Raw genomic sequence first — 26,361 nt, forward strand, 5'->3', positions numbered from 1 at the left:
GTCTGGGCGATGAAGGCGCAACTGGCGCAAAAGCTGAAACTCGACGCTGAAGATGTCCGCGTCACCACGCCGGATGTGGGTGGCGGTTTTGGGATGAAGGTGATGCCATATCCCGAATATTTCTGCGTCGCTGTCGCTGCGATGAAGCTGGGCCAACCGGTGCACTGGATGTCGGACCGGTCCGAGGCAATGCTGTCCGATCACCATGGCCGTGACCTGCAGTCGCTGGCCGAACTGGCCTTTGACGCGGATCACAGGATCACCGCCTACCGTGTCCACAGCAAAGTCAATCTTGGCGCTTACAACAGCCATTTTGGGCAGGCGATTCAGACAAGCCTGTTTAGCAAGGTGCTGATGGGTGTTTATGACGTGCAAACCACATATCTTCGGGTCGAGGGGTTTTACACCAACACGACGCAGGTGGATGCATATCGCGGTGCGGGCCGCCCCGAGGCGATATATGTGCTGGAACGCGTTATGGACCGTGCCGCGCGTGAGTTGGGTGTTGATCCGTGGGAGCTTCGGCGCAAGAACTTTATCCGTCCCAACGATTTTCCTTACACTTCTGCCACTGGCGAAACCTACGATGTCGGCGATTTCGACATGATCCTCAGCCGCGCAGCCAGCCAGACCATTGGCTTTGAGGCCCGTAAAACGTCAGATGCCGGGCGCGGCCTGATCCGGGGACAGGGCCTTTGTTACTATATCGAAAGTATTTTGGGTGACCCTTCCGAGAACTCGAAGGTCGAGTTTTGCGAGGATGGTACGATGAACCTCCACGTCGGCACACAATCGAACGGGCAGGGGCATGAAACGGTTTACGCTCAGTTTCTGTACGATCAGACCGGCATTCCCATGGACAAGATTGCTGTCATTCAGGGCGATACTGACAGGCTTGGCCATGGCGGCGGCACCGGCGGATCACGCTCGGTCACGGTGCAAAGCACAGCGACGCTCGCCACGATTGACAAGATGATCGCCGCATTCACGCCTTATCTGGCCGATAAGATGGGGGTTGAGGAAAGCGATGTGAGTTTTGACCACGAAACATTCCGTGCGCCGGGATCCAACCTGACGCCAACCCTGACCGAGGCGGCCGAGATGGCGCGCGCCGACGGGCGCATGGATCTGCTACAGCACGAGGCGCGCGCGAACCTTGATGCCCGCAGCTATCCTAATGGCGCGCATGTTGCCGAAGTTGTGATCGATTCTTACACCGGGGAAACATGGGTTGACCGGTACACCGTCGTTGACGATTTTGGCAATCTTATCAACCCAATGCTGGCCGAAGGACAGGTGCATGGCGGGGTGGTGCAGGGTATCGGACAGGCGCTGAGCGAACATGTCGTGCACGATGCACACGGGCAACTGCTCACGGCTTCGTTTATGGATTACGCCTTGCCCCGTGCCGCCGACATACCCATGATTAAGTTTACCTCGGCGCCGGTTCCGTCAACCTCGAACCCCATGGGCATGAAAGGGTGCGGCGAGGCCGGCACGGTGGGCGCGCTGGCCGCGGTGGCAAACGCGGTTCAGGATGCGCTCTGGGATCACGGGGTGCGGCAGGCGGATATGCCTTTCACACCTCAAAGAGTATGGGAATTGCTGACGCATGAATCTGTCGCGGCTGAGTAGAAAGGTTCTTGGATGGCTCGGACGGCCTTTGCGGTCCGAACATTCTGCCGAAGTTCTTCACCGAGAACCGCTCAGCCATGTCATCATCCTTGACGGTACCATGTCGACGCTCGAACCGGGGTTCGAGACCCATGCAGGGCAAACCTTGCGCCTGTGTTGCGAGATGGGCAGCAAGATTTCGGTGTTTTATGAGGCGGGCGTGCAGTGGGAAAGCTGGAAGTCCTCGCTGGATGTGATGATGGGGCGGGGTATCAATCGCCAGATTCGCCGCGCCTACGGCTATCTTGCCTCACGCTACAAGCCGGGGGACCGGATCTATTTCATTGGGTATTCCCGTGGGGCGTACGGCGTGCGCAGTCTGGCTGGGGTGATCGATATGATTGGTCTGCTCAAGGCCGAACACGCGACCGAGCGCAACATCCAGCAGGCGTATCGCCATTATGAATGTAATCCAAGCGGCACCGCTGCGCGCGATTTTCGCCGTAAGTTCTGCCACGACGGGGTCGAGATCGAGATGATCGGGGTCTGGGACACGGTCAAGGCGCTGGGCCTGCGGCTGCCGCTGCTCTGGCGCTGGGCCGAGGAACGCCACGCGTTTCACAACCATCAGTTGGGCCCCTCGACCCGTCACGGCTATCACGCCATGGCATTGGACGAAACGCGCGAGGTTTTCGACCCGGTTCTGTGGAAATGCACGCCTGAATTCAAAGGGCATGTGGAACAAGTCTGGTTCCGGGGCACACATGGTGACATCGGCGGGCAGTTGAACGGGTATGAAGAGGCGCGACCGCTCAGCAATATTTCCTTGATCTGGATGCTGGACAAGGCCGAGATGCACGGGTTGCCGTTGCCTGAAGGCTGGCGCGACCGCTTCCCCACCGATCCGCACGCGCGTTCGGTGGGGACGTGGCGCGGCTGGGGCAAGATTTTCCTGCTGCGCAAACATCGCAAAGTGGGCCGCGACCAGTCCGAGCGTTTGCATGTCTCGGTTTCACCAGACGAATTGCCCGGTTGGGTGGCAATGCCGAACCTTCCGTCACATCCCGCGCAGTAGGGGTCAGTCAAACAGTGCTGTTGCCGACGCGCTAGAAAACGCTTCAAAGGCTTCCGCAATGTCCCGCTCAATGTTTCGAGCTAGGGACAAGTCAGGCAGATTTGCCATTGGGAAGAAACCCACATCGCTGGTTTCGCTTCCTGCCTTGGGGTCGTCCTGCCCAACTTCGTCGCACAAAAAGAACAGCTTGTAGAAATCCCGCGCATCCGCCGGGTAGGGGTGCCGCGCTTTGTGGCGCAGGGCGTATAAACGCCGCGCCCGAACGCGCAGACCTGCCTCTTCCCAGACCTCACGCTCGATATTTTCCGCCGGAGAGCTGCCGATATCGGCAAAGCCGCCGGGCATCGACCAATGTCCGTCGCTCCGTTCGCGCACCAAAAGAATGTGGTCCCTGCGGATCACAGCACCGCGAATGTCGATACTGGGCGTAGCATAGCCACCCGCATGGTCTGTGATCAGCCCTTCAATCCGCGAAATGGGTACCTGCCCAAGATCAGCCAGCATGGCGCGGGCCATGGCGGCGATCTCGTTATAGCGTTCGCGGTCAAAAGGGTCTTTGGTGAAATGCTGGCCGGTCTCAGACAGCGCCAGCAAGCGCTTTGCACGGGCCAGCCAGGTATCCTCCAGTGCTGTCGGATCCTGGCGCATCAATGTTACCGGCGTCGATCGCGGCGCGAACTCATGGGTTGGAAGGCCACGCCCACATGCGCCTCGCAATAGGGTTTGCCTGCTTCAACGGGAAGGCCACAGAACCAGAAATCTTCCGTCGCCGGATCGCCAACCGGCCATTTGCAGGTTTTCTCGGTCAGCTCCATAAGCGTCAGCTTCTTGGCCTTCTTCTCAACCTCGTTGACCTTGGCCAGCGCCTCGGGGCTGATCTCGTTGGCCGACGGTTGCGGTGGCAACGGTTGACCAGCGGGGATGATCTGACGGCGGGCGGGCACGGCGGGTTTCGCCTCTGCCGCAGGGGCAGGGGCCGGACGTGCGGGTTCGGTCTTGGGCGCAGGCTTTGGTTTGGCCTCGGCCTTAGGCGCCGGAGCTGGTTTTTCCTTGGGCTCGGACTTGGCCGGAGAAGCGCCCGCTGCCCGGTTGGACAGGCCCAGGCGATGCACCTTTCCGATCACCGCGTTGCGGGTCACGCCACCCAGTTCCTTGGCAATTTGGCTGGCCGACTGGCCTTCGCCCCACATCTTCTTCAGCAGTTCTACGCGCTCGTCTGTCCAGGACATCGTAAGCCTTTCAAAAGCGGAAAGCGGCCCCGGATTCGGGCCGCCTTGGGAAATCGTCTCAGCCCCCTATTCTAAACACTGCGGCTCGAGTTACAAGCTGTCTTCGAATCAGGTTGAGGGCAAACCATGAAGATTTCCGCAGATCAGACCGCGCGCCGCTTTGGAACGGTCAACTGGATGGGCCTTTACACGCTGGCGCAGCGCGAAACTCTGCGCTTTCTGGCGGTCTGGACGCAAACCCTTCTGGCGCCGATGGTCACGGCGGGCCTGTTTCTGCTGATCTTTAACATTGCGATCGGACCCAGCCGTCCGGATGTCATGGGGGTGCCGTTTCTGGTCTTTCTGGCGCCGGGAATCATGATGATGACAGTGATCCAGAATGCTTTTGCCAACACATCGTCTTCCATGGTCATTTCCAAAGTGCAGGGTAATATCGTGGACACGCTGATGCCGCCCCTGTCCCCGCTCGAAATTTTACTGGGTTATCTGGCAGGGGGAATCGCCCGGGGATTTCTTATTGCGTGTGTTGTCGCTGTTGCGTTGTTGGTCGTTTTGTCCATCACACCACAGCATCCAATGATCGCACTGATCTTTATTCTACTTGGCGGCGCTTTCATGGGGGCGTTGGGCCTGTTTGCCGGGATTTTTGCGAACAAGTTCGACCAGATGGCAGCCATCACCAATTTCATCGTCACGCCGCTGGCCTTCCTGTCGGGCACGTTCTACTCGGTTCAGGCGCTCCCACCGGTTTTGAACCGTCTGACCCACCTCAATCCGGTGTTCTATCTGATCGACGGGTTGCGTTTCGGCATGATCGGTGTCTCGGACAGCTCACCTTGGGTGGGAATGGCCGTCTGCTCCTTTGCAACCGTGGTGATCGGCCTCATAACCTGGCAGATGCTGCGCACAGGGTATCGGCTCAAGGCGTAGGGCCGCGCAGGCGACGTGACGTAAAGTTGATGCGTTTTCCGACTGTTATGTTGGCGGCAAGGCTCGAGTAGGGTACTTGGTTGTTGAATAGCGACAGGCGATTTTCTTATGGCACTTACAGAACTTATTGTCGGTGGGGATTTTCAGTCACCCGGCATTTCAGGTCCGTTTCAGACCTTCAGCACTTATGGGGCGTGGTTCGGCACTGAAATCGAGATAGGCCAGGAATCACTGTTCTTCAGCGGTGGAGATCCATCAGATCTTGTCCTTGAGCTTGATGGCAACAGCGGCGTGACTTCGGTTGTTCAACAAAGTTTTGTGGTGACAGGTGACAACAGGGGGGCCACGCTGAGTTTCGACATCGGTGCCCGGAACACTGGCGGGGTGTTTGCAGACCCGGTTCTTGTTGAGGTTGTGGATTCCAGCAACAATGTGATTTTTCAGCAAGTCGTGACGCCGACCACAGTTGGAAGCTTCGAGAACGTTACCCTGAACTTCAATTTCGGTGCGGAAGGAACTTACACGCTTCGCTTTACCGAGCAGGGTCCAAACAACAGTCTTGGGACGATCCTCGACAATGTCTCGCTGATGGTTTGTTTCACGTCCGGCACCCGGATTATGACAACGGATGGTGAAGTGGACATTGATGACCTTGAGGTGGGCGACCTGGTCACAACTCTGGACTGTGAGCCTCAGGCCATCCGTTGGATTGGGTCCAAGAAACTCAGCCGTCTTGACCTGATTGCCAATCCTAAAATGCGACCGATACGCATTCGGAAAGGTGCACTTGGTCTGGGCATGCCAGCAACCGATCTGATGGTATCTCCTCAACACCGTCTGTTGGTGCGCTCAAAAGTGGCGCAACGGGTTCTGGGAGAGGCTGAAATACTTGTTCCCGCCAAGAAGCTTACCGGGTTGCAGGGGGTTGAGAGCGTCGAAACCTGTGAAGAGGTTGAGTATTTCCATTTCGCACTCGAAGACCACTCAATTGTGGTCGCGGATGGTGCCTATGCCGAGTCTCTCTATATCGGCCCCGAAGCGATGAAAATGCTGAGCGCCGAAGCAATTGAAGAGCTGCAATGTCTGTTCCCCAACCTTCTCGATGAAAAAACCAGCCCCGCGCCTGCGCGACCGTTTCATGCCCACGGAAAGAACATAGATCGGTTGTGCCAACGCCTGGTCCGGAACAATAAGCCTGCAGTGGAAGTGTCTGCATGACAGATGAAATATTTCTGGACCTTCCTGAAGGGCTGAACCTGAAAGCCGAGCGAAACTTGCTCGTCTTGGCAAACGTCCTGTCCCGACAACAGCAGATCCCACAGGAAACCGCATTGCGGGAAATCGAAGCGGCTTATGTTCGCGCTGCTGAGGCGGAGTACGGGGCCGAGTACGAATTCTGGGCCAAGGTCAAGAAAGACGGGTCAATCGAATTGGCTCAGGTTCTTAAAGTTGTCGATGTGATGGTGAATGAGTACCGTGAAGTCGCGTTCAACGATCTTAGAAACACGCAACCGGATGCCGAACTTGGGCACTACGTCGTAAATCCCGTGAACCCCATTCATCCGCACTGGATTTCCGAGTGGTTGCAGTCAGGCGAGACACAGATTCGGAACTTATCGATCACTGCGCACTGAAGGGCGTTTAACCACTCGCGCTTCGCGCCAGACCAGGATCAGTCCTCCGGTCAGGATCGTGGCGGATCCAATCAGGCTTATCCGATCCGGGATCACATCGAACGCAATGAAATCATAGAGCGCAGCAAAGATCAGTGTTGCATAGCTGATCGGTGCCACAAAAGAAGCATCCGCCCGCGCCATGCCATTGACGAAACAGGCTTGCGCACAGGCCATCAAAACGCCGATTCCAGCCAACGCCGCCCATTGTGCTGAATTGGGCGTCTGCCACACGGCAATCACGGCAACAGAGGCAATCGCCAGTCCCATTGAGTTGTTCACCAACAAAATCTGGATCGGAATTTCGCGGCCCGACAGCTTTTTAATGAAAATTAGCTCCATTCCAATGACCGCGGCTGCGGTCAACGCCAGCAAAGCCGCGGGTTGAAAACTGGCTGGGGTCGGGCGCAACAGGATCAATGCGCCGACAAGGGCAACTGCCGCCGCCAGCCAGCGCCAGGGTCCAACCCCTTCCTTCAATAACGGGATGGCCAGAACCATGGCAAAGACCGGGTTCAGGAATGAAATCGCAGTTGCATCCGCGATCGGAATATATGCGACCGAAGCAAACATCAGTGTAATACCCAGCCACCCAAAACTGGTGCGCCCAATATGCAACCCCCAATGCGGGCGTCTCAGGGTCGGGCGCGAAACGGCAATAGCTGAAATGATCACAAGAAACGCAAACAAAAACCGACCATGGCTGATCTGCATCGGATGCATTGGCGGGCCCAGCGTATCTGTACCAAGCGCCTTGGCCAGCAAGGTCGTGCCAGCCAAAAGGGCGCTGGCGGCAAAGATAAACAGGGCCGCAAGGGCTGGATTCTGGCGTGCGGGTGTCATGCCCCAGCGGTGCGGCACGCGGGCGCGAATGACAAGCAAGAAATCTTGTCGCAAGCACGCCCGAGTGAATTTTCGAAGCATCGCAAATAAAGGGTTTCCAGATCGAACCAGCCTCGTTATACGAGCCACTATGATCAAAACCGCACATATCCTGCGACTCCGACGCCGACGCCTGACCGCGTAACCGGCCTGTTTGATCTATTGCGCGTTCAAAATCTGCGCAAACCCCACCAAATCTGTTGACGACCAAGGCTCTCGTGTATCACTCACAGGGCTCAAGCTATTCGAAAAGGATGATCCGATGATCCCGTCCGTTCTGCCGACCTATAATCGCGCGCCCCTGACATTTGTGAAGGGCGAAGGCGCCTGGCTGACCGAGGCGGATGGCCGACGTTTCTTGGACCTCGGGGCGGGGATCGCTGTAAATGCGCTGGGCCACGCGCATCCCGCACTGGTGGCCGCTCTGACCGAACAGGCGCATGCCGTTTGGCATGTCTCGAACTTGTACAACATCCCACAACAGCAGGCGCTGGCCGACAAACTGGTGGAACACACCTTTGCCGACACGGTATTCTTTACGAACTCCGGCACTGAATCCTGCGAGTTGGCTGTGAAAATGGCACGTAAGTACTTCTATGACAAAGGTCAGCCCGAGCGGGTCGAGATCATAACCTTTGACGGCTCGTTTCACGGACGGTCCTCGGCTGGTATTGCCGCCGCCGGGTCTGAAAAGATGACCAAAGGCTTCGGCCCGTTGCTGCCCGGTTTCGTTCATCTCACCTTCGGCGATCTCGACGGCGTCACAAACGCCATAACCGATAAAACCGCTGCGATCCTGATCGAGCCGGTTCAGGGCGAAGGTGGCATTCGCCCGGTGCCTGATGCTGAACTCAAAGCTCTGCGTCAGATTTGCGACGACAATGGTCTTCTGCTGATCCTCGATGAGGTCCAATGTGGTGTTGGCCGTACTGGCAAGCTCTTTGCGCATGAATGGGCAGGGATTACCCCTGACATCATGATGGTCGCTAAAGGCATCGGCGGCGGCTTCCCTCTTGGCGCGGTATTGGCAACCGAAGATGCAGCCTCCGGTATGACGGCTGGCACCCATGGCTCGACCTACGGCGGCAACCCTTTGGGCTGCGCCGTGGGCTGCGCTGTGATCGATCAGGTCGCAACGCCAGCTTTCCTCGAAGGGGTCAATCGCAAGGCCGGCCTTCTACGTCAAAAACTCGAAGGTCTGATTGCCGACCACCCTGATGTGTTCGAAGAGGTTCGCGGCTCTGGCCTGATGCTTGGCCTCAAATGCAAGACAGCCAATATCGATGTGGTTAACGCAGGCTACGATAACGAAGTCATCACTGTCCCGGCCGCCGACAACGTAATCCGTCTTCTGCCGCCACTGACATTGACCGAGGATGATATCGCACAAGCCATGATCCGCCTCGAAAAGGCCGCGAAACAAATCGAAACCCAGCTTGCAACGGCCTGAGCTTCATCTTTTCCCAAATACTCCGGCGGTGTGGGGGCTGGCCCCCACCCGTCATCAGCCAAAAAGCGAAGTAAAATGAACCATTTCCTCGACATCCATAAAACCGATGCCAGCGACCTGCGGGCCATGATTGATCAGGCGGGTGCAATGAAACAGGCGCGTCTGGGTCGACCCAAGGCAGCACTCGATCAGGAGCAACCTCTGAAAGACCGGATGGTTGCGCTGATCTTTGAAAAGCCTTCGACCCGGACACGTGTGTCCTTTGACGTGGGTGTCCGCCAAATGGGTGGGCAAACCATGGTGCTCTCGGGCAAGGACATGCAATTGGGGCACGGCGAAACGATCGCCGACACGGCCCGCGTTCTGTCGCGCTACGTCGACATGATCATGATCCGGACCTTTGACGAAACCATCCTGACCGAGATGGCGGAATACTCGGATGTACCGGTGATCAACGGCCTGACCGACCGCACGCATCCCTGCCAGATCATGGCTGACGTGCTTACGTTTGAAGAACACCGTGGCCCGATTGCAGGCAAAAAGGTGGTCTGGACCGGAGATGGGAACAACGTCTGTGCCTCATTCCTGCATGCTGCAGGCCAGTTCGGATTCGATCTGACATTCACAGGTCCTGCGCAATTTGATCCCGAAGAAGAGTTCATGGGTTTTGCCCGCCAGAAGGGCTCGCAAATCGTGGTGGAGCGCGACCCGTTCAAAGCCGTTGAAGGTGCTGATCTTGTGGTCGCGGACACCTGGGTTTCCATGCATGATTCCCAATCCGCCAAGGAACGCCGCCACAACTTGCTGCGCCCCTATCAGGTCAACACGGAACTCATGTCACACGCCAAACCGGATGCGTTGTTCATGCACTGCCTGCCCGCGCACCGTGAAGAAGAAGCCACGTCCGAGGTGATGGACGGCCCGAACTCGGTCATCTTCGATGAGGCCGAAAACCGCCTGCATGCGCAAAAGGCGGTCATGCGCTGGTGCCTGGGCGTTTAAGCGCGTCGGCGGATGTCCCAAACCTTTAGCTTGGCGAGTGTACGTGTGCTCGCCAAGAGGACCAGAACGCATAGCGCGGTCTTGGTCATGATTTCCATCGTTCCCTCGATCAGCATCGCGTGAACAACGCTGCCGATAATCGTTACCATTGCCAGAGCGGTATGGCTAAGCCGCCAAAGGCGAAACCGCAGGTTCAAGCGTTGGCGTATGACACCCAACAGAGCTGTCGCAAAAGCTGACCACATCGCGATGACACCCCAATTCGAAAACGGGGTGGCTGAAACAAAAAGCAGGGCGTCGACTACATCTGGCGGGCTGGTGATCCATAGACCTCCCACATGGATCAATATGGCCACGATCAGGGCCAACCCACACCGCCTGTGCCAATGGCGGCTGGACACTGGAGAAAGTCCTGGCAACCAGCGCCCGGCCAGCAGCGGTTGCAGCAGCAGAAGACACATTCCCGCTATACCCGCGAATCCGGCAAGAATGTAAACCGGATCGCGCCACGCCAGATAAGGGCTATAGGCCGCTGCGATGATCGGGATTGCAAGGGCGGCACTCAACAGCCCCCAGATCAAACTACTCTTCAACACCTCTCAGAGAGGCTGCAATACAAAATGGGCGGCGAGCGTCTTGTCCTTGGCGCTCGACATCACAGGACGCAGGAAAACGGTCTCGAATTCGCCGCTGTCGTAAGCGAGATGCCCGTGTGGCTGTCCGAAAGCGGGCACGATCTGAGGCATTTCAAGGCGGAACTCACCGTTTGCATTCGTCAAAGTGGCACCATGGCTTTGCGGATCGCGTTCATGCCCTTCGGTAGTATGCGCCCAGATTTGAATGCGTTGGCTAGGTAGGGGGGCCCCATCACCTGCGCGCCGCACTGTGCCGGTCATCCAGAATCCACCGCCACCAATCCGGTCCACGATGGGTGCGCCGGGGCGATAGTTGTTGGCTCCGCCCCGCATCGAGGGCGTCGGGGCCAGTCCGCTTGCGCGGGCTGGAACCAGTAGTCCGGATATCCCGGTCCCGACTACTGCAGCGCCCTGAGCGATCAGGGTGCGACGAGAAAACAGCGCATTCGTCATCAAGAACCCTCCAGTTCCCAATCCATTCAGGTCAGTCTGCGACCTTATCGCCAAAGATAGCATGGTTCCGACAGATTCCGAGGTGATCCGGATTAAAAGCGAGCACTCTCACGCTTCTGTGAGGGTGGTTGCCTGCAGAACAACCGAAATTCTTTGACCTATGCTTCGGCCAAGTGCCATGCTCAGGCCCAAGCAACCTGTTTCGAAGTTTAGTCCATGGCACAAACGGATCATGTTTCAGCCGAAGACATTGCCGCATATCAGCGCGACGGCGCCGTTGTTCTGAGGTCCAAATTCTCGCGCGACTGGCTGTCATTGTTGCGTGCAGGGATTGAAGCCGACCTTGAAAACCCAACAGACAACTTCACCCGCCACACCAAAGACCCAAATGCTCCGGCATACTTCGAAGACTACTGGGCCTGGAACAAGATCCCCCAATTCACCGAGTTCGTTCACAACTCACCGTGCGCACCGCTTGCCGCTGGTTTGTTGGGCGCACCATCCGTCAACCTTGTCATGGACAACTGGTTCCTTCGCGAAGCCGGATCAACCTCGCGTCCGCCCTTTCATCAGGATTTGTCCTACTTCGATTTTGAGGGCACAATGTGCGTCCTGTGGTTGCCGCTGGAGCCGGTAACGAAGGAAAACGGCATCGCTTTTGTGAGGGGATCGCACCTGTGGAACAAGCTTTTCATGCGGGTGCGCTTTGCTGATGGGCATCCAAGCTATGAACCAACCGAGGTTGCAGGGAAAACGTATCACCCGCCACCTGATGTGAACGCGGACCCTGACGCCTTTGACCTGTTGCAATGGGATCTGGAGTTAGGGGACTGCATCTTCTTCGATATGCGAACGTTACATGGCGGGCTATCGGCGACGACCCCGTCGGAAACGGTTCGCCGTTTTACCCTTCGCATGACCGCTCCGGATGGTGTCATCCGATACCGTGGCGACTGGGCTAAAGACGAACGTGCGCAGTTCGAGGCTGCGGGCTATGGCGAAGGGGATCGGATCGACGGCCCGTTCTTCCCTCAACTCTGGCCACGCTAAAAACACTCGTTCCGCACCCGATATGTGCGAAAATGCACTTTATTGGGGCGTGTTTAGGGTTATCTCTTGAATCAGCGAACGATGTGCCAGCCTGGCCATCTGCGATTTAGGGAGTAAAGGAATGAGTTGGAACCCGACACATAATCCTGATTGCGTCTCGGAAAATCCGGCGCTGGATACGTTGATTATTCCGCGCGCCCGAGATCTTGGAGGGTTTGAGGTGCGCCGCGCTTTGCCTTCGGTCCAACGGCAATTGGTGGGCCCGTTCATCTTCTTCGATCAGATGGGTCCAGCTGAATTCATCACCGAAGGTGGCATAGACGTGCGGCCCCACCCGCATATCGGGTTGGGCACGGTCACGTACCTCTATCAGGGCGAGTTTGAGCATCGCGACAGCCTTGGCACTCACCAGATGATCTATCCAGGTGAGGTCAATTGGATGGTCGCAGGTCGCGGCGTGACCCATTCCGAACGCACCAGTGATGAGACACGGGGCAAGAAACACAGCCTGTTTGGTATCCAGACCTGGATCGCATTACCCGAAGCGCATGAGGATATGGCACCTGATTTTGAGCACCACAAACAAGCCGCGCTGCCGCATATTCAGGATGCGGGTGTCAGCGCGCGGTTAATCCTTGGTTCGGCCTATGGTGAATCCAGCCCGGTCACCATGCTGTCTGAAACATTCTATCTGGATGTGCAGCTTGAACCGGGTGCCTCTTTCCCGCTGCCCGACGATCACGAGGATCGCGGCGTCTATGTCACGCAAGGTTCAGTCGAGATCGCGGGCGACACATTTTACGAAGGCCGCATGATGGTGTTCCGCCCCGGTGACAAACTATCGGTCAAGGCGGGCCCTTTGGGTGCGCGGCTGATGCTGCTTGGCGGTGCGACGCTGAACGAAGACCGTTACATCTGGTGGAACTTCGTCTCGTCTTCGAAAGAAAAGATCGAAACTGCAACGCGTGAGTGGAAAAGCGCCGATTGGGCCAATGGTGCCTTCCATCTTCCGCCCGGTGACGATCAGGAATTTATCCCAATTTCCGAAGAACTTGAGCGAACGAAACCGCGGCTGGCGCGGTGACAGGCCACCCTTTTGGTGGCGGGCTTGTGTAACAGGCCATTTGCGGTGATCCTTTCAGGTGTTTCTGAGGGGGTATTATGAAACTTGTTATTGCAGGTGCGGGCAGTATTGGCTGCTATTGCGGTGCCTTGCTGGCCCGTGCAGGCCATGCCGTCACCCTTCTGGGTCGCGCGCGGGTGCTGGATCCGATCCGCGAAAACGGGTTGAGGGTCACGGATTTTGACGGGCTCGATTATACCGCACCGGCGGCATCGTTATCTCTCAGTCAGGATCCGACTTGCCTGAGGCACGCGGAACTGATCATCGTTACCGTGAAATCGGGGGCCACGGCGGATATGGCTGACCAGATCGGCACCGAGGCACTGCCGGACGTGCCGGTTCTGTCGTGGCAGAACGGGATCGAAAACGCAGCGACCTTGCGCGCAGCCTTGCCCGGGCGTGATGTGCGCGCCGGAATGGTGCCTTTCAACGTCGTGCCCAATGGCCCGGGCACTTATCACCGGGCGACGTCGGGCGAGATTGTTATTGAAAGCGGTCCGGGCGATCTGGCGTCCCGCCTCAGCAGCCCGGATCTGCCTGTCTTGGCGAGTGACCAGATCGAAGCTGTGCAATGGGGCAAGTTGCTGATCAACCTGAACAACGCGCTGAATGCGTTGTCTGGCCTTACAATTGTGGATCAACTGACAAGCCGCGACTGGCGCTTCCTTGTAGCGGATCAGATGGCAGAGGCGCTTTCGGTTCTAAAAGCAGCGGGGCACCCTGTGGCCTCTACCACGCCGCTTCCCGCTTGGATGACGCCGCATATCCTGCGGCTGCCGACGCCGTTGTTTACCCGCATTGCGGCCAGGATGCTGACCATTGATCCCAGTGCCCGTACCTCGATGGCCTACGATCTGATGGCGGAACGGCAGACAGAAATCGACAGTTTGCAAGGCCATATCATACGACTGGGTCGGGAAACCGGCGTGCCGACGCCCATCTGCACGCAAGTGTCTGACCTGATCAAACACGCACCCGATCACCCGCTGACGCCGGATCAGATCAGGCTGTGATCACCCGGGTCATACGAAGGCAGTCAGCATCCAGTAGATAACGGCCGACATGGTTGCAGCGGCAGGTACGGTGATCACCCATGCAGCCACAATTGTCATGAAGTGTGAGCGTCGTACCAGCTTGCGACGACGGTGTTCTTCGGGGGCCAGGCTTTGGGTCGCTGTACGCTGAAAGCTTACTTGCTTGCGCCGCCGTTCCGAGTGCCATTCACGGTAGAATCCAACGCCAAAGACCGCACCCACTGCAATGTGCGTTGAGCTGACCGGAAGGCCAAGCCAGCTGGCTACAATCACGGTAATTGCTGCCGAAAGGGCTACGCAGAAGGCACGCATCGGGTTCAGCTTGGTGATCTGGCTTCCGACCATACGGATAAGCTTGGGGCCGAACAGGAAAAGGCCGAACGAAATTCCAAACGCGCCGATGATCATCACCCAAAGCGGGATTGTAACTTTTGACGCAAAATCTCCGAATTCTGCCGCGTGCACAATCGCAGCCAAAGGACCGACCGCATTGGCCACGTCATTGGCGCCATGGGCAAAACTCAGAAACGTGGCCGAGATGATCAGAGGCAGGCCAAACAGGGTTTTCAGAGATCGTGTCCGGTTTTCAAGCCCTTCGGACTTGCGCCGTACCCATGGAACGGCGGCAGACCAGGCCAGCAGACCCGCGCCCAAACCGATCAGAAGAGCCATCTCAAGCTCGATCTTCACGATGCGTTTCAGACCTTTGACCGCAAGGTAAGTTGCAAAAGCCCCTGCCATCACCGCCACAAGGACAGGCACCCATTTACGGGCAGCCGCAATCTTGTCGTCCTGATACTGGATCTTGGCCTTGATGAGCGCCAGAAAACACGCGGCAATCACACCGCCCAGCACGGGCGAGATCACCCAACTGGCCGCAATCGCGCTCATCGTGCCCCAGCTGACTGCGCTCAGCCCCGCAGCTGCGATTCCAGCGCCCATAACCCCGCCGACAACCGAGTGCGTGGTTGAGACCGGCGCGCCGACCCAAGTCGCCAGATTGACCCACATGGCTGAAGAAATCAGAGCCGCCATCATGGCCCAGATGAACACATTGCTGTTCTGAACCGATGCAGGGTCGATAATGCCCTTCGAGATGGTCGAGACCACATCGCAACCCGCCAGCAACGCGCCCGCGCTTTCGGCAATGGCGGCAATCACAATGGCCCCGCCCATGGTCAGGGCGTTTGCACCAACTGCCGGGCCCATGTTGTTGGCCACATCATTGGCGCCGATATTGATCGCCATATAAGCCCCGAACGCGGCAGCAGCCACCACGACATAGCTGCCCTCGGCCTGACCGAACAGAACCGCTGCCAGCAGCCCTGCAACGACCATGAACGCCAACGCGATTCCGGGTGCCAGCATGGGGCGCGACACGTGTAGGCTGGCGTTTTCAACGCGGGAAATGCGATGCAGGTCGCTGTCCAGCGCCTGCCAGCGCGGTTTTGGGTTTGTATCAGACATGGGCTTGATCAGTTTTTCAGACCGCCCGCAGCTAACGGTTCGCCGTAAAAAGGGCAAGCCACGTGTCATAAAATTGTTGCGTAAACGTTACATTCTGCGCAACAGCGCCTGCAATTCAGGTTCCTGGACCTGCAAGGCAGCCTTAGCCGGGGAAAACCACTTGCGTGTTCGCTGATGAGCTTCGGGGAAATCTTCGACCAGCTTGCTGACGGTAATCCGGTAGACATTGGTCAACACTGGCTGTGCAGACCCATCCTTGAGGATTTTGTCGTAGGTAAATTGACCTATCGGCTTCTTATCAACGGTTTCCGCGCGCACTCCGGCCTCTTCCCAGGCTTCCTGTCGTGCTGTTTCAGCCCCGTCCAGACCGTCGATGGGCCAGCCCTTTGGAATGATCCAGCGCCCGGTGTCACGACTGGTGATCAACAGAACTTCGTCCTGGCCTTTTGTCTTTCGGGTGCAAAGGGCCGCAAACTGCACCCGCCGAGGGCGCAAGATCAGAGGTCTGCCGACCTCTTCCCATAGATTTCGCAGTTTTGAACCCATCAGAAGCGCTTCAATCAAGTTCCGTTACCAGAGTTGAAGGGACGTAACAGTGGAATTGTTGAATTTCAATTAAATCTTCAGGAATTCTCTGTTCACGAGCGGTTTTAGGGGCGGATTGCGGAAAACTGTGTGTTTCCGGCTTTAAAGGCGAGGTTAATCACGCCTGCGTTTGGCTCTTAGCGTGGGGTCGGCTTGGGTTGGGTCCTCGGGCCAGGGATGTTTGGGATATTGCGCCCTCATGTCTTTGCGGACGTCTGCGTATGAGCCGGCCCAAAATCCGGGTAGATCACGTGTAATCTGGATCGGACGTTGAGCGGGTGACAGAAGGGTGATCTTAAGCGGCGTGCCTCCGACAACCGGATGACTGGATACGCCAAACAACTCCTGTAACCGGACCGAGATTTCTGGGACCGCAGCACTGTAATCAATCGGCACCTTGCGCCCCAGCGGTGTTTCAAACGACCCCGGTGCGCGCCGGTCCAGCTCTTGCGTTTGGGACCAATCCAATCTGGCGCGCAAGGCGGGCAATAGATCGAACCGCTTCCAATCTTCTGCACTTTTGACACCTGACAGCATCGGCAGCAGCCAATCCTCCAAATTGGCCATCAGACCCTCGACCGAGAAATCGGGCAAATCGACCCCGTCCGCGCGAACCAGTTCGACCCGAGCCGCCAGTCGCGCGGCAGCCCCATCCAGTCGCAAGCCCAGATCACGTACCCCGTCCAACATTGTCCTGGCGACAACATCATCGGGGACATCCTTCCAGATACGATCCTCCAGCGTGATCGATCCGAACCGCTCCTGCCGTCGGGACACAACCCGGCGCTCGCGTTTCGACCATGTACAGCTGTCTGTCCACGTGATTTGGTCCGAGAACAAATCCCGAATCTCTTGTTCCGAGATCTGTGTGGCCAGACGCACCTTTGCTTCGCGCGGGTTGCCGTCCGTATCGGTCACAACCAAGTAAGGCGCGCCTGCCAGCGTGTCGCCGTTGTCCAGAACAACGCCTTTGCCGCCCGAAAGCACATAGCGTGGCGCTTCACCCTTGCGCCTTTGTCCTATGCGATCTGGATAGGCGAGGGCGGCCATAGCAGCCGTGCTTTGCGGCTCGGATCCGTCGGTGGCTTGCGCCCGCAACCGTTTGGCCTCGGCCTTTATTCGGTCCAGGGCACCCATATTCACCTGCCAGACGCGGTTGCGTTGAAACGCCCGCACATCCCGAAGCGCCTCTTGCCTCAGCGCGATATCGACCGGAGCACCGCGCAGAGGGTCGCGCTCGGCCATCAGCGCGGCCAGTGGTGCGGCCTGCACGCCTGCGCGCTCTAACATGTGACCCAGCCTGGGGTGCAGAGGCAGCGCTGCCAAGGCGCGCCCGTGATCCGTGATCCGGCCGTTGCCGTCCAACGCGCCCAGCATTCTTAGCAAAGCCCGCGCCTCGGACATGGTTCCGTCGGGTGGTGGGGTCAGAAAAGCCAAATCGCTGGCATCCGCGCCCCAAAGGGCCAGCTCTAACGCCAACCCGGTCAAATCGGCCGCCTCAATCTCGGCTGGCGGATAGGCGGCCAGCGCGCCTTCCTCACCTTTTGACCAGAGCCGATAACAAACGCCATCGGCCACACGGCCCGCGCGGCCTGCGCGTTGCGTCGCTTCAGCCCGTGTCACGCGGTCTGTGACCAGCCGCGACATGCCCGAGCCCGGATCAAACCGCGCCCGCCGTGCTTGACCCATATCCACGACCACCCGGATATCGGGGATGGTCAGCGACGTTTCGGCAATCGACGTCGCCAGCACCACTTTGCGCCCGGTCTTGGCAGGGACAATCGCCGCGCGCTGGGCGGCAAAGGGCATTGCCCCGAACAACGGATGCACGGCACAGGCTTCGGGTAGTCGGGATTTCAACGCGCCTTCAGCCCGACGGATCTCGCCCTCGCCGGGCAGAAAAACCAAAAGGCCACCCCCAGTGGCGCGCGTTTCACGCTCGGCCTGTACCACCAGTTCAACCAGCGCATCCAGACGCCGTGCTTGCGGCCCCAGGGGGCGACCCAGCCAGCGGGTCTCGACCGGAAAGCTGCGCCCCTCGGACGTGATCAGCGGGGCATCCATCAACCGACCAACGGGTTCGGCGTCCAACGTGGCGGACATGGCCAGAAGGATCAGATCCTCCCGCAGCGCACCTGCCACCTCAAGGCACAGCGCCAGTCCGAGATCGGCGTTCAGAGAGCGTTCGTGGAACTCGTCAAAAATCACCGCGCTAATACCGGGCAGGTCAGGGTCGGATTGCAGCATCCGGGTCAGGATGCCTTCGGTTACGACCTCGATCCGCGTGTCTTTTGACACTTTCGCGTCGCCGCGCACGCGGTAACCCACGGTTTGTCCCGCGCGTTCGCCCAGAGTTTCGGCCATCCGATCGGCTGCCGCCCGTGCCGCGAGGCGGCGGGGCTCCAGCATCACGATCTTGCCGTCGCACAGGCCCGCTTCGAGCATCGCCAATGGCACCCGCGTGGTTTTGCCTGCGCCCGGTGGTGCTTGCAATACCGCTCGCCCATGTGTGCGTAGGGCATCCAGCAGGTCGGGAACGGCGTCGTCTATCGGCAGGCGTGATGTCATGCGGACCTTATCCGCCATCGTTCCAGTGGCGTCTAGTTCCCACGCGCCCACCGGCCCCATACCCCATACGAAATGCCGCAGGTTTTGCATGGAACGCATTTCCTGCGCTCTCTGGTCTGGACAAATACCCCCCGACCACGGCAACTATTCCTGCCTCATGGATCGGGACAAGAATGCAGACAGACAGTTTAAGCGACAGGATTTTGAACGGTGAGCGTCGGGCGCTGGCGCGTGCGATTACTCTGGTCGAAAGCAACCGCGCTGATCACCGGGCACAGGCTGGCGATCTTTTGGCCCAACTGGCGGGATCGGGACGTCAGGCGTTGCGGATCGGTCTGTCGGGGACACCCGGTGTGGGCAAGTCCACTTTCATCGAAAGCTTCGGCATGATGCTGACGGGGCAAGGGCTGCGCGTGGCCGTATTGGCGGTTGATCCAAGCTCAGCCCGTTCGGGTGGGTCGATTCTGGGTGACAAGACGCGAATGGAGCGCCTGAGCCGTGAAAAAAACGCCTTTATCCGTCCTTCTCCCAGTCAAAGCCACCTCGGGGGTGTTGCCCGTCGTACCCGCGAGGCCATCGCCCTGTGCGAGGCTGCGGGCTATGATGTGGTGCTGATCGAAACTGTGGGGGTCGGGCAGTCGGAAACGGTTGTGTCCGAACTGTCGGATCTGTTCCTGCTGTTGTTGGCCCCAGCGGGCGGAGACGAATTGCAGGGAGTGAAACGCGGGATCATGGAAATGGCCGACATCATCCTTATCAATAAGGCCGATGGTGACTTGAAGGCGACCGCAACGCGTACCTGCGCTGACTATGCAGGTGCATTGCGGCTGCTGCGCAAGCGTCCACAAGACCCGGAAGGCTTTCCCAAGGCCATGACTGTTTCAGCGGTTGAAGAGCAGGGCCTGGAGAAAGCATGGGAGGAAATGCAATCCTTGACCCAATGGCGTCGTGACAACGGCATATGGGAGGCAAACCGCGCCGCGCAGGCGCGTTATTGGTTCGATCAAGAGGTTCGCCATGCTCTGCTTGCGCGCCTTGACACGCCGCAAGCCAGGGCCGAGATGGAGCGTCTGAACGCCGAAGTCTCAGCCGGACATCTGAACCCGGCCAAAGCGGCGGAGGAACTGCTGAGCACGCTGACCTGATGGTTGGGCGCGGGCAAGGATCCTGACGGCCGAGCAAAATGAAAGATTTCGCGCGGCCTGTCTTGACCCTCCCGGCGATTCCCACTACACGCATCCAACCAGTTTTCGGGCGCGACTTCGGGTTGCGCCCCTTGTGATTTGGCCAAGGGTCTGAAGCCCGGCCTCCAGAAACAAAGGAAGAAACCATGTCGCGCCGTTGCGAACTGACCGGAAAAGGCCCGATGACTGGCAACAATGTCAGCCACGCCAACAACAAAACCAAACGTCGTTTCCTGCCGAACCTGAACGACGTAACCCTGCAGTCCGAGACTCTGGGCCGTGGCGTCAAGCTGCGCATCTCGGCAGCTGCGCTGCGCTCGGTCGACCACCGCGGTGGTCTGGACGCGTTCCTGGCCAAAGCCAAGGACGAAGAGCTGTCGGCAAACGCACTGAAAGTTAAAAAGGAAATCGCCAAGGCGCAAGCCTCGGCCTAAGCCTTTTTCCTTATAGAATTCAAAGCCCTGCACCTTTTGGTGCGGGGCTTTTTCGTGTTGCAGATGCCCATGGGTGTTTGGCATTGTTCCCAAATTCGAAATTATTTTTCTGGATTGGTGAATTTCTTCACATACAGAGATTCGAATCTGACCTAACGTCAGGGCATTCATCAGGCGGGGGCCCTATAATGTCGTTAAAAAGTTTTTACCTGTTTTTGTTTCTGGCCGCTGTGTTTCGTAAGGCAATTGCAGCCTGTTCACAGATGCAGCGCAGGGTGAACCGGACCCATACCAGCTTTACCGCAAGCGAGGTGAAGCGGCCCGGACTGGACTACTAAGACCTGCTTCAAGCGCGACCCTTTTGCGCTTGAAGCGCCTTCGGGCGCTGACCTATACCAAGGTCAGGATGAGACCTAAGACTGCCAGATTCCTACCTTTCGTCGTTTCCCTGATGCTGGTGCTGACCGGGCAGGGCGTTGCGATGTCACGCGGCATGGACAATGCCGTAGGTCAGATGGTGCTGTGCACCGGCACTGGCCCGGTGGTTGTCTATATGGACGAAAGTGGTCAGCCCACTGCGCCACCGCATTACTGCCCGGATTACGCGTTGTCCCTTATGGGTGCGATTGCTGCGGCCTATCCTGCAATGCCCGCACCCCCGGAATTGGCACAGCCTGCGCCGTTACGGGATGTCGGTAATCAGATTGCATTGCCGGTTCCCCACACCCCGGCCCGCGCGCCGCCTGTTGTTGTTTGAAACTCCATCTTATTCCAAGAAATCAAACGACAAGGAGAGACGCGATGTCTTTCAAATCCAAACTGCTCGCAACCTTGGCCGCTATGACCCTGGCCGTTCCTGCATTGGCTGACGGTACCATTAGCGTGGATGACGCTTATGCCCGTTCTTCCGGTAAAACGGCCAAGGCTGGTGCTGCGTTCATGATGATCCAGAACCAGGGTGACACGGACGACCGCCTGATTGGCGTAACGTCAGATGCTGCGGCGCGCGTTGAGCTGCACACGCACAAGGTTGACGGCAACGGTGTGGCCAAGATGGTGCATGTCGAAGAAGGCTTTGTGATTCCAGCGGGCGAAACTCACATGCTGAAACGCGGTGGCGACCATGTTATGTTCATGGGCCTGACTGCACCCTTTGAGCAAGATGCCAAGGTTCCAGTGACACTGATTTTCGAGAATGCTGGTGAGGTCGAGATCGAGATCCCCGTCGACCTTGAGCGTCAGGACAAAGGTGGACATGGCGCGCACGATCACGGATCGCATTCAGACTAAAGCGCGTGTCTTCGGACCGTAATGCGACTTTTGTAGAAACGTCAGGCCGGGCATTGCCCGGCCTGAAACGCGTTTGGGCACTGGATGCTTTACTTATTGACGGTCTTCAATCCAACCCGGTCACCCGCTTTGCGGAACCGCGAGGCCAGCCAGAACATGACAGCAGAAATTGCCAGCGCTGAGAAGGCGATACCCCAACCCAAAGCCACCAGCGCTACTGCTGGCCAGATCATCAGAACCAACCCGATAACCAAAGCCACAAAGCCCGAGACACGCAGGGACCCGCGCTGTGGATCCCGCTCATGCATCTGTTGAGCCGCAGCCAGTGACCCGATTCCGATAATCAGCGCCCATGCGCCCAAAAGGAAAAAGGCAAGCTTGACCGTGCCTTCGGGCCAGATCAACAGGATCAAACCGATCAGAAGTGCGCCGATTGCAGCGCCTCCCAGCACCCCGCGACGTCCGATCCCCAAAAGTGTCAGGCCGCCATCCAAAATCAACAGTACACCGACCAGTTGCAACAGTACGGCGATGCTGCCAGACGGCCAGAACAGCGCAGCGATGCCCACAATTCCCGCAAGAACCCCGCGCAGCAAAAAGGTCCACCAGAGATTGGACAATTGCGCGCCCAGCAGGTCGCGTTGCGCCATGCTGCCATCCTCAAGGATTTCGCCGGTTTTGGGTTCTTGGTCGGTCATGGCTGATCCTCCGGTTGTTTCGGACGCAATCTAAGCAAATAAATCAAGCGTTGTCTGCACCTTATGAGGGTCGCGCCAGCAATTGCTCAACCCAGTGCGGCACCGTTTCTGACGCCTTGCCAAGGATATATGTGTCAAATCCTGTGGCCCCAAGCGTCGGCTCCAGATTGATCTCAATGGTTTGTGCGCCCGCTGCCTGCGCCTCGTGTACAAACGCCGCGGCCGGATAGACCTGACCTGATGTTCCAATGGCGGCGAAAAGCGATGCGCTGGCTAGATGGTCGTAAATCTCATCCATGTGGTACGGCATTTCTCCGAACCAGACCACATCGGGACGGGCCGTTGGCTGGTTGCAGGAAGGGCAGGGTTCGCCCACCGCCATCTCAGGTGGAGCAACCCAGCGATGCCCGCAGGCCGAACACAACGCACCTGCCAATGTCCCGTGCATGTGAATGACATTTCGCGCGCCACCAGCTTCATGCAGGCCGTCAACATTTTGAGTGACGATTACCACTTCACCGGGCCAGTCCCGTTGCAACCAGGCCAACGCCTTGTGGGCGGCATTCGGTTTTACGCCAGCAGCCTGAACGCGACGGGTATTGTAAAACCCCTGCACCAACGCCGGGTTGCGGGCGAATCCTTCGGGTGTGGCCACATCCTCGATCCGGTGCTGCGCCCATAGCCCGCCCTCATCGCGAAAGGTGCTGAGCCCGCTTTCGGCGGAAATTCCGGCTCCGGTCAGAATGACGATCTTTTCCATATCCCCTCCACGCGGTACAGCTTGGCCATGACACACCGTATCCTCTTTGTATGTCTCGGCAACATTTGCCGATCCCCCGCGGCCGAGGGCGTCTTTCGCACTCACGCGCCGCATCACACAACCGACAGTGCCGGAACCATGGGCTGGCACGCGGGTAAACCGCCCTATGGCCCGATGCAGACCGCCGCCAAAGCCAGGGGTTATGACCTTAGCAACCTGCGTGCCCGACAGTTCACGGCGGCCGATTTCGAACGTTTCGACCTGATACTGGGCATGGATGCAAACAACATGGCGGATATCGAAGATCTGCGCCCTGCAGGCAATAACACGCATGTGCGCTTGTTGACGGACTTTGCCCATGAATCCCAGTCGGACCATGTGCCTGACCCTTACTACACGCGGGATTTCAATGGTGCACTGGATCTGATCGAAGCAGCAGTGGCCGGACTGGCCGCTCATCTGGAGCGCTAGCCGCCGATCACCTTCAACTGCCCGTTCAGCCAGGGCAGTTTGTTCAGGGCCGGTTCGATGATCTGGTTCTGCATCAGTCGGCGTGTCATACCCGCGACCTCCTGCGGTACCTGATCCGACCAATCGGTGCGGGCCAAAAGCGATATCGTGCGAGAGAAATCTCCGAACGGGGCAGGGTGGGCCTCCAAGCCGTCATGGAACCGTGTTGCACGCATGAAACCCAACGGCGTCGTGATCGCCCAACCCAGGCCACGCGCGACCATGGCCATCAGCGCCATGTGCGACCCGATCTCAAACCGTTCCTCGAACTCCTGCGCCTCACGCGCCATATGCACTTCGATCTGGCGACTGATCAGTTGCTCGCGGGCATAGCGCAGAAACGGTAGACCGTCTTGTACCGCCGCCACGCCGCCAGACCCCTTCGGTGCCACCAAAATGAACGGATCACGTACCAGAGGATACTCGACCACACCCTCTAACACTTCGCCACTATGTGCGGTTACGGCCATGTGCAGCCGTTGTTCGGCCAGCGCCTCGAACAGATCCAGGCTGGACAAGGTGATCAGTTTGAAATTCGACCGCGTCAGGCTGTCCGCCAGCAGCGTGGCCAACCGTGGGGTCAGATCGTTGTCGAAATCGTCGATCAACCCGATGGAAAGCGTGGTCAGGTGCCCCAGCTCCATGACCGACAGCTCGCTTTGTGCCATCTGCAACTCGGCCAAAACAGCCTCGGCCCGTTCCAGAAAACTGCGCCCGGCTTGCGTCAGTCGCATCGGGCGCCGCCCGTGATCGACCAGATCGGTGCCCAGTGCCTTTTCCAGATTGCGCAATTGCTGTGAAACGGATGGCTGACTGAGCCCGGTGATCTCGGCGGCCTGCGCCACCGATCCCGTCCGCGCCAAAGCCTCGAACACCTCAAGGCCCCGCAGGGTCAGCCCTTTCATCACCATCGCACACACCTTTCGCTGCGCCTTTTCTGGGGCGCAGCTTGCATCAGGTCAAGGAGTTGTGGTGCGTCAGCTACAGATCGCCTGCGCCATCTGACCAAAGTTCTGATACCGATCCCATAGCGCATCATCACGCGCCGTGCGCGACATCTTCAATTCTTGCGCCTGATGGGGGTTTTCGAACCACTTCGAGACGGTTTTCTGATCACTGCGCGTCAATGCCTGATCTGCCACGCGCTGGATGCAGCTGCACCGATCCCGTGTGGCGGCGGCCCGATCAGACGCCAGACAGGCGCGCTTGATCTGCGCGGCCTCAACCTGCGGAGCGATGGCCGTCATCGATGCGGCACAGAATGCGATTAAGAGGAACTGTTTCATGCTCATGCCTCGTTTTTGCCTGCCCGGACGGGTCTTGTGCCCGTCTCGGTCTGCGCGGGAGTATGAATCAAAGTGGTTAACGGATCAATCATACGTTGCGAAAAAGTGAATACACGAGTCGGAAACACCCAACCCGTAGGCCGGGCTTCAGCCCGGCACCGGTCATGACAGGAAAGGCAACCACCGCTCTATGGCTTCAATCAGAGCTTCGATTTTCTCTGGGTAATTGGCGGCATACCCAGCTCCGGTAGCAGGAATACCCCACTTGATCAAAGTATCGACCGCAAGATCGCCTTTGCTAGCGCACCATTTGACAAAACTCGCCAGTCCATATTTGAATTTAGCAAGAATTGCTTCAATTCGCTCACGAGCAGGATTTTCCTGCTCCAAAGCCTTCGACAGTTCGCCTTCGGCCTCCCAAATTAGTGTGATCGCACCAGACAAACTTTCGTCTTCGATGCCTTCGGGCGGGTTGTTACCGCCGATTCCGTGTCGGGCAGAACTATGCGCGGTTAAGCTGTTTTTGAGGTCAGAAAAAGCCCTCTCGACTTCCCACCGCGCTTGAACTTCTCTGATTTCATTTGCAACGGCCAATGGGCCGTCGTTCCAAATGACATCATCAATCAAGGCGACCCTTCGCTGCAACTCCCAATCCAAAGGTTCACCGTTAAGCATCCTCTTATACCACTCGGCCCAAAACTCCCATGGCGTTCCCGGAGCGTTGTCAAAGAACTGCTGTGATAAGCTCGCGTGCGGCTCAGGTGGTTCTCCATACCAAAGTTTTTCAGAAAACACTTGTTCAGTGTTCGTTGGCGAGGCGGTAAGTGCAACGGTGTCGGCTGTGCGCTCGTTAAGGCCTTCGCAGTTATAGGCGGTGAGGTTTTGAGGCAATGATGCGATTATGTCGCTTTTGTTACGGATGGCACCAAAGATGGCATATACAGCGAGCTTGGCACTCTTAGGAATGGAGACTACAACTTCGTCGGTGTAGACTACTTGAAAGGTAGAGTTCACAAGCGCATTTAGGGCGGCTATCTCTGAATTCGGTCTTGCCGCCTCGAGCGCGGATACAATACTTGCTCGAAGGCTAGCTAGTAACAGCTTTTGCCTGTTTTCGATATCGCGGTCTTGTTCCAGCAATGCGAAGTGATGAGGAAGTGCTTGTAGAGCCGCTCGCGCTGCCACCGTTTTTACTGCACTGGGTGGAAGGGTTGGTAACTTCTCATTCAGCTCTTGTCCCAGGCCTGAGTCGACCACGTTTACCCCCTGCAATTAGACCGCTCTAACCTGCAATCTTGTCATACAACAGACAAGACACCAAAACTCGACGCGTTTCTATTGACCAACCCACGATTCCTCTACATATCCCCAACCCATGACTGACCTCGCTCATATCCGCAATTTCTCCATCGTCGCGCATATCGACCAT

At 57.9% G+C, this 26,361-nt stretch carries 29 protein-coding genes; 16 read left to right on the forward strand and 13 right to left on the reverse strand.

Annotation, left to right across the window (positions count from 1 at the left end; genetic code table 11):
• Window positions 1–1,635 (forward strand): xanthine dehydrogenase family protein molybdopterin-binding subunit (locus tag AC2FNU_RS15025; protein ID WP_496789949.1); only part of this gene is annotated, 1,635 nt, incomplete at its 5' end.
• Entirely contained in the window at window positions 1,613–2,689 is a 1,077-nt protein-coding gene (locus AC2FNU_RS15030) for a T6SS phospholipase effector Tle1-like catalytic domain-containing protein (protein WP_496789953.1), read from the forward strand. The genes AC2FNU_RS15025 and AC2FNU_RS15030, both read left to right, overlap by 23 nt.
• Window positions 2,690–2,692: 3 nt before the next feature.
• On the opposite strand, the gene AC2FNU_RS15035 is transcribed toward AC2FNU_RS15030, so the two are convergent.
• Together AC2FNU_RS15035 and AC2FNU_RS15040 are read right to left on the reverse strand one after the other, a co-directional pair.
• Complete coding sequence (locus AC2FNU_RS15035) at window positions 2,693–3,337, reverse strand: NUDIX hydrolase (protein WP_496789957.1); 645 nt, start codon at window positions 3,335–3,337, stop codon at window positions 2,693–2,695.
• Window positions 3,338–3,342: 5 nt separating this feature from the next.
• Complete coding sequence (locus AC2FNU_RS15040; protein WP_496789961.1) at window positions 3,343–3,918, reverse strand: GcrA family cell cycle regulator; 576 nt, start codon at window positions 3,916–3,918, stop codon at window positions 3,343–3,345.
• Between the two features lie 126 nt (window positions 3,919–4,044).
• Between AC2FNU_RS15040 and AC2FNU_RS15045 the strand changes: the two genes are divergently transcribed.
• The 3 genes from AC2FNU_RS15045 to AC2FNU_RS15055 all read left to right on the forward strand — a co-directional run bounded on the left by AC2FNU_RS15045 (window position 4,045) and on the right by AC2FNU_RS15055 (window position 6,482).
• Window positions 4,045–4,848, forward strand: a complete 804-nt coding sequence (locus AC2FNU_RS15045; RefSeq protein WP_496789965.1) for an ABC transporter permease — start codon at window positions 4,045–4,047, stop codon at window positions 4,846–4,848.
• A gap of 108 nt (window positions 4,849–4,956) precedes the next feature.
• The gene (locus AC2FNU_RS15050) at window positions 4,957–6,066 is read left to right on the forward strand and encodes a Hint domain-containing protein (RefSeq protein WP_496789968.1); all 1,110 of its coding nucleotides are present in this window, start codon (window positions 4,957–4,959) and stop codon (window positions 6,064–6,066) included.
• On the forward strand, window positions 6,063–6,482 hold the full coding sequence (locus tag AC2FNU_RS15055; protein ID WP_496789971.1) for a NusA N-terminal domain-containing protein: 420 nt from the start codon (window positions 6,063–6,065) through the stop codon (window positions 6,480–6,482). Before AC2FNU_RS15050 ends, AC2FNU_RS15055 begins: the two co-directional genes overlap by 4 nt.
• On the opposite strand, the gene AC2FNU_RS15060 is transcribed toward AC2FNU_RS15055, so the two are convergent.
• Entirely contained in the window at window positions 6,462–7,364 is a 903-nt protein-coding gene (locus AC2FNU_RS15060; protein ID WP_496790027.1) for a DMT family transporter, read from the reverse strand. The genes AC2FNU_RS15055 and AC2FNU_RS15060 overlap by 21 nt on opposite strands.
• Before the next feature lie 301 nt (window positions 7,365–7,665).
• On the opposite strand from AC2FNU_RS15060, the gene AC2FNU_RS15065 reads away from it, so the two are divergent.
• Window positions 7,666–8,853: an aspartate aminotransferase family protein gene (locus AC2FNU_RS15065; RefSeq protein WP_496789974.1), complete on the forward strand. Its 1,188-nt coding sequence runs from the start codon at window positions 7,666–7,668 to the stop codon at window positions 8,851–8,853.
• A gap of 75 nt (window positions 8,854–8,928) precedes the next feature.
• Entirely contained in the window at window positions 8,929–9,855 is a 927-nt protein-coding gene (gene argF / locus AC2FNU_RS15070; RefSeq protein ID WP_171669237.1) for an ornithine carbamoyltransferase, read from the forward strand.
• On the opposite strand, the gene AC2FNU_RS15075 is transcribed toward argF, so the two are convergent.
• A complete protein-coding gene (locus tag AC2FNU_RS15075; RefSeq protein WP_496789979.1) occupies window positions 9,852–10,448 on the reverse strand; it encodes a ferric reductase-like transmembrane domain-containing protein in 597 nt (198 codons plus the stop codon). The two genes, argF and AC2FNU_RS15075, sit on opposite strands and share 4 nt — an antisense overlap.
• Window positions 10,449–10,454: 6 nt before the next feature.
• A complete protein-coding gene (locus AC2FNU_RS15080) occupies window positions 10,455–10,943 on the reverse strand; it encodes a twin-arginine translocation pathway signal (protein ID WP_496789982.1) in 489 nt (162 codons plus the stop codon).
• A gap of 216 nt (window positions 10,944–11,159) precedes the next feature.
• On the opposite strand from AC2FNU_RS15080, the gene AC2FNU_RS15085 reads away from it, so the two are divergent.
• The 3 genes from AC2FNU_RS15085 to AC2FNU_RS15095 all read left to right on the forward strand — a co-directional run bounded on the left by AC2FNU_RS15085 (window position 11,160) and on the right by AC2FNU_RS15095 (window position 14,129).
• Window positions 11,160–11,993: a phytanoyl-CoA dioxygenase family protein gene (locus AC2FNU_RS15085; protein WP_496789985.1), complete on the forward strand. Its 834-nt coding sequence runs from the start codon at window positions 11,160–11,162 to the stop codon at window positions 11,991–11,993.
• Between the two features lie 121 nt (window positions 11,994–12,114).
• Entirely contained in the window at window positions 12,115–13,077 is a 963-nt protein-coding gene (locus tag AC2FNU_RS15090; protein WP_496789989.1) for a pirin family protein, read from the forward strand.
• A gap of 77 nt (window positions 13,078–13,154) precedes the next feature.
• Window positions 13,155–14,129, forward strand: a complete 975-nt coding sequence (locus AC2FNU_RS15095) for a 2-dehydropantoate 2-reductase (RefSeq protein ID WP_496789992.1) — start codon at window positions 13,155–13,157, stop codon at window positions 14,127–14,129.
• A 9-nt stretch (window positions 14,130–14,138) separates the two neighbouring features.
• On the opposite strand, the gene AC2FNU_RS15100 is transcribed toward AC2FNU_RS15095, so the two are convergent.
• From AC2FNU_RS15100 to hrpB, 3 genes are all read right to left on the reverse strand, one after another.
• Window positions 14,139–15,617: an inorganic phosphate transporter gene (locus AC2FNU_RS15100; protein WP_496789996.1), complete on the reverse strand. Its 1,479-nt coding sequence runs from the start codon at window positions 15,615–15,617 to the stop codon at window positions 14,139–14,141.
• A gap of 87 nt (window positions 15,618–15,704) precedes the next feature.
• Complete coding sequence (locus tag AC2FNU_RS15105) at window positions 15,705–16,163, reverse strand: NUDIX hydrolase (protein ID WP_496789997.1); 459 nt, start codon at window positions 16,161–16,163, stop codon at window positions 15,705–15,707.
• A gap of 153 nt (window positions 16,164–16,316) precedes the next feature.
• Window positions 16,317–18,770 carry an ATP-dependent helicase HrpB gene (gene hrpB, locus AC2FNU_RS15110; protein ID WP_496790028.1) on the reverse strand — a complete coding sequence of 818 codons (2,454 nt, stop codon included), beginning with the start codon at window positions 18,768–18,770 and terminating at the stop codon, window positions 16,317–16,319.
• A gap of 173 nt (window positions 18,771–18,943) precedes the next feature.
• Here hrpB and meaB point away from each other — a divergent pair, with 173 nt between their 5' ends.
• From meaB to AC2FNU_RS15135, 5 genes are all read left to right on the forward strand, one after another.
• The gene (gene meaB, locus AC2FNU_RS15115; protein WP_496789999.1) at window positions 18,944–19,915 is read left to right on the forward strand and encodes a methylmalonyl Co-A mutase-associated GTPase MeaB; all 972 of its coding nucleotides are present in this window, start codon (window positions 18,944–18,946) and stop codon (window positions 19,913–19,915) included.
• Window positions 19,916–20,100: 185 nt separating this feature from the next.
• Window positions 20,101–20,388, forward strand: coding sequence for a 50S ribosomal protein L28 (rpmB, locus tag AC2FNU_RS15120; RefSeq protein WP_171094054.1), 288 nt, complete (start codon window positions 20,101–20,103; stop codon window positions 20,386–20,388).
• Between the two features lie 188 nt (window positions 20,389–20,576).
• Window positions 20,577–20,726, forward strand: coding sequence for a hypothetical protein (locus AC2FNU_RS15125; protein WP_496790000.1), 150 nt, complete (start codon window positions 20,577–20,579; stop codon window positions 20,724–20,726).
• A 113-nt stretch (window positions 20,727–20,839) separates the two neighbouring features.
• A complete protein-coding gene (locus AC2FNU_RS15130) occupies window positions 20,840–21,145 on the forward strand; it encodes a hypothetical protein (RefSeq protein WP_496790003.1) in 306 nt (101 codons plus the stop codon).
• Between the two features lie 44 nt (window positions 21,146–21,189).
• Window positions 21,190–21,678: a copper chaperone PCu(A)C gene (locus tag AC2FNU_RS15135; protein WP_496790005.1), complete on the forward strand. Its 489-nt coding sequence runs from the start codon at window positions 21,190–21,192 to the stop codon at window positions 21,676–21,678.
• An 89-nt stretch (window positions 21,679–21,767) separates the two neighbouring features.
• Here AC2FNU_RS15135 and AC2FNU_RS15140 read toward each other — a convergent pair whose 3' ends face one another.
• On the reverse strand, window positions 21,768–22,376 hold the full coding sequence (locus AC2FNU_RS15140) for an HdeD family acid-resistance protein (protein WP_496790007.1): 609 nt from the start codon (window positions 22,374–22,376) through the stop codon (window positions 21,768–21,770).
• A 61-nt stretch (window positions 22,377–22,437) separates the two neighbouring features.
• Entirely contained in the window at window positions 22,438–23,136 is a 699-nt protein-coding gene (locus AC2FNU_RS15145; protein WP_496790009.1) for an NAD-dependent deacylase, read from the reverse strand.
• Between the two features lie 27 nt (window positions 23,137–23,163).
• Between AC2FNU_RS15145 and AC2FNU_RS15150 the strand changes: the two genes are divergently transcribed.
• A complete protein-coding gene (locus AC2FNU_RS15150; RefSeq protein ID WP_496790012.1) occupies window positions 23,164–23,607 on the forward strand; it encodes a low molecular weight protein-tyrosine-phosphatase in 444 nt (147 codons plus the stop codon).
• Here AC2FNU_RS15150 and AC2FNU_RS15155 read toward each other — a convergent pair.
• From AC2FNU_RS15155 to AC2FNU_RS15165, 3 genes are all read right to left on the reverse strand, one after another.
• Window positions 23,604–24,557 (reverse strand): LysR family transcriptional regulator, encoded by a 954-nt coding sequence (locus tag AC2FNU_RS15155; RefSeq protein WP_171186762.1) that lies wholly within the window; start codon window positions 24,555–24,557, stop codon window positions 23,604–23,606. The genes AC2FNU_RS15150 and AC2FNU_RS15155 overlap by 4 nt on opposite strands.
• Before the next feature lie 66 nt (window positions 24,558–24,623).
• Window positions 24,624–24,932 (reverse strand): hypothetical protein, encoded by a 309-nt coding sequence (locus tag AC2FNU_RS15160; RefSeq protein WP_496790020.1) that lies wholly within the window; start codon window positions 24,930–24,932, stop codon window positions 24,624–24,626.
• 162 nt (window positions 24,933–25,094) lie between these two features.
• Window positions 25,095–26,189 carry a hypothetical protein gene (locus AC2FNU_RS15165; protein ID WP_496790024.1) on the reverse strand — a complete coding sequence of 365 codons (1,095 nt, stop codon included), beginning with the start codon at window positions 26,187–26,189 and terminating at the stop codon, window positions 25,095–25,097.
• Between the last annotated feature and the right edge of the window lie 172 nt (window positions 26,190–26,361).

It is taken from the genome of Ruegeria sp. BHSB064 (assembly GCF_059613205.1).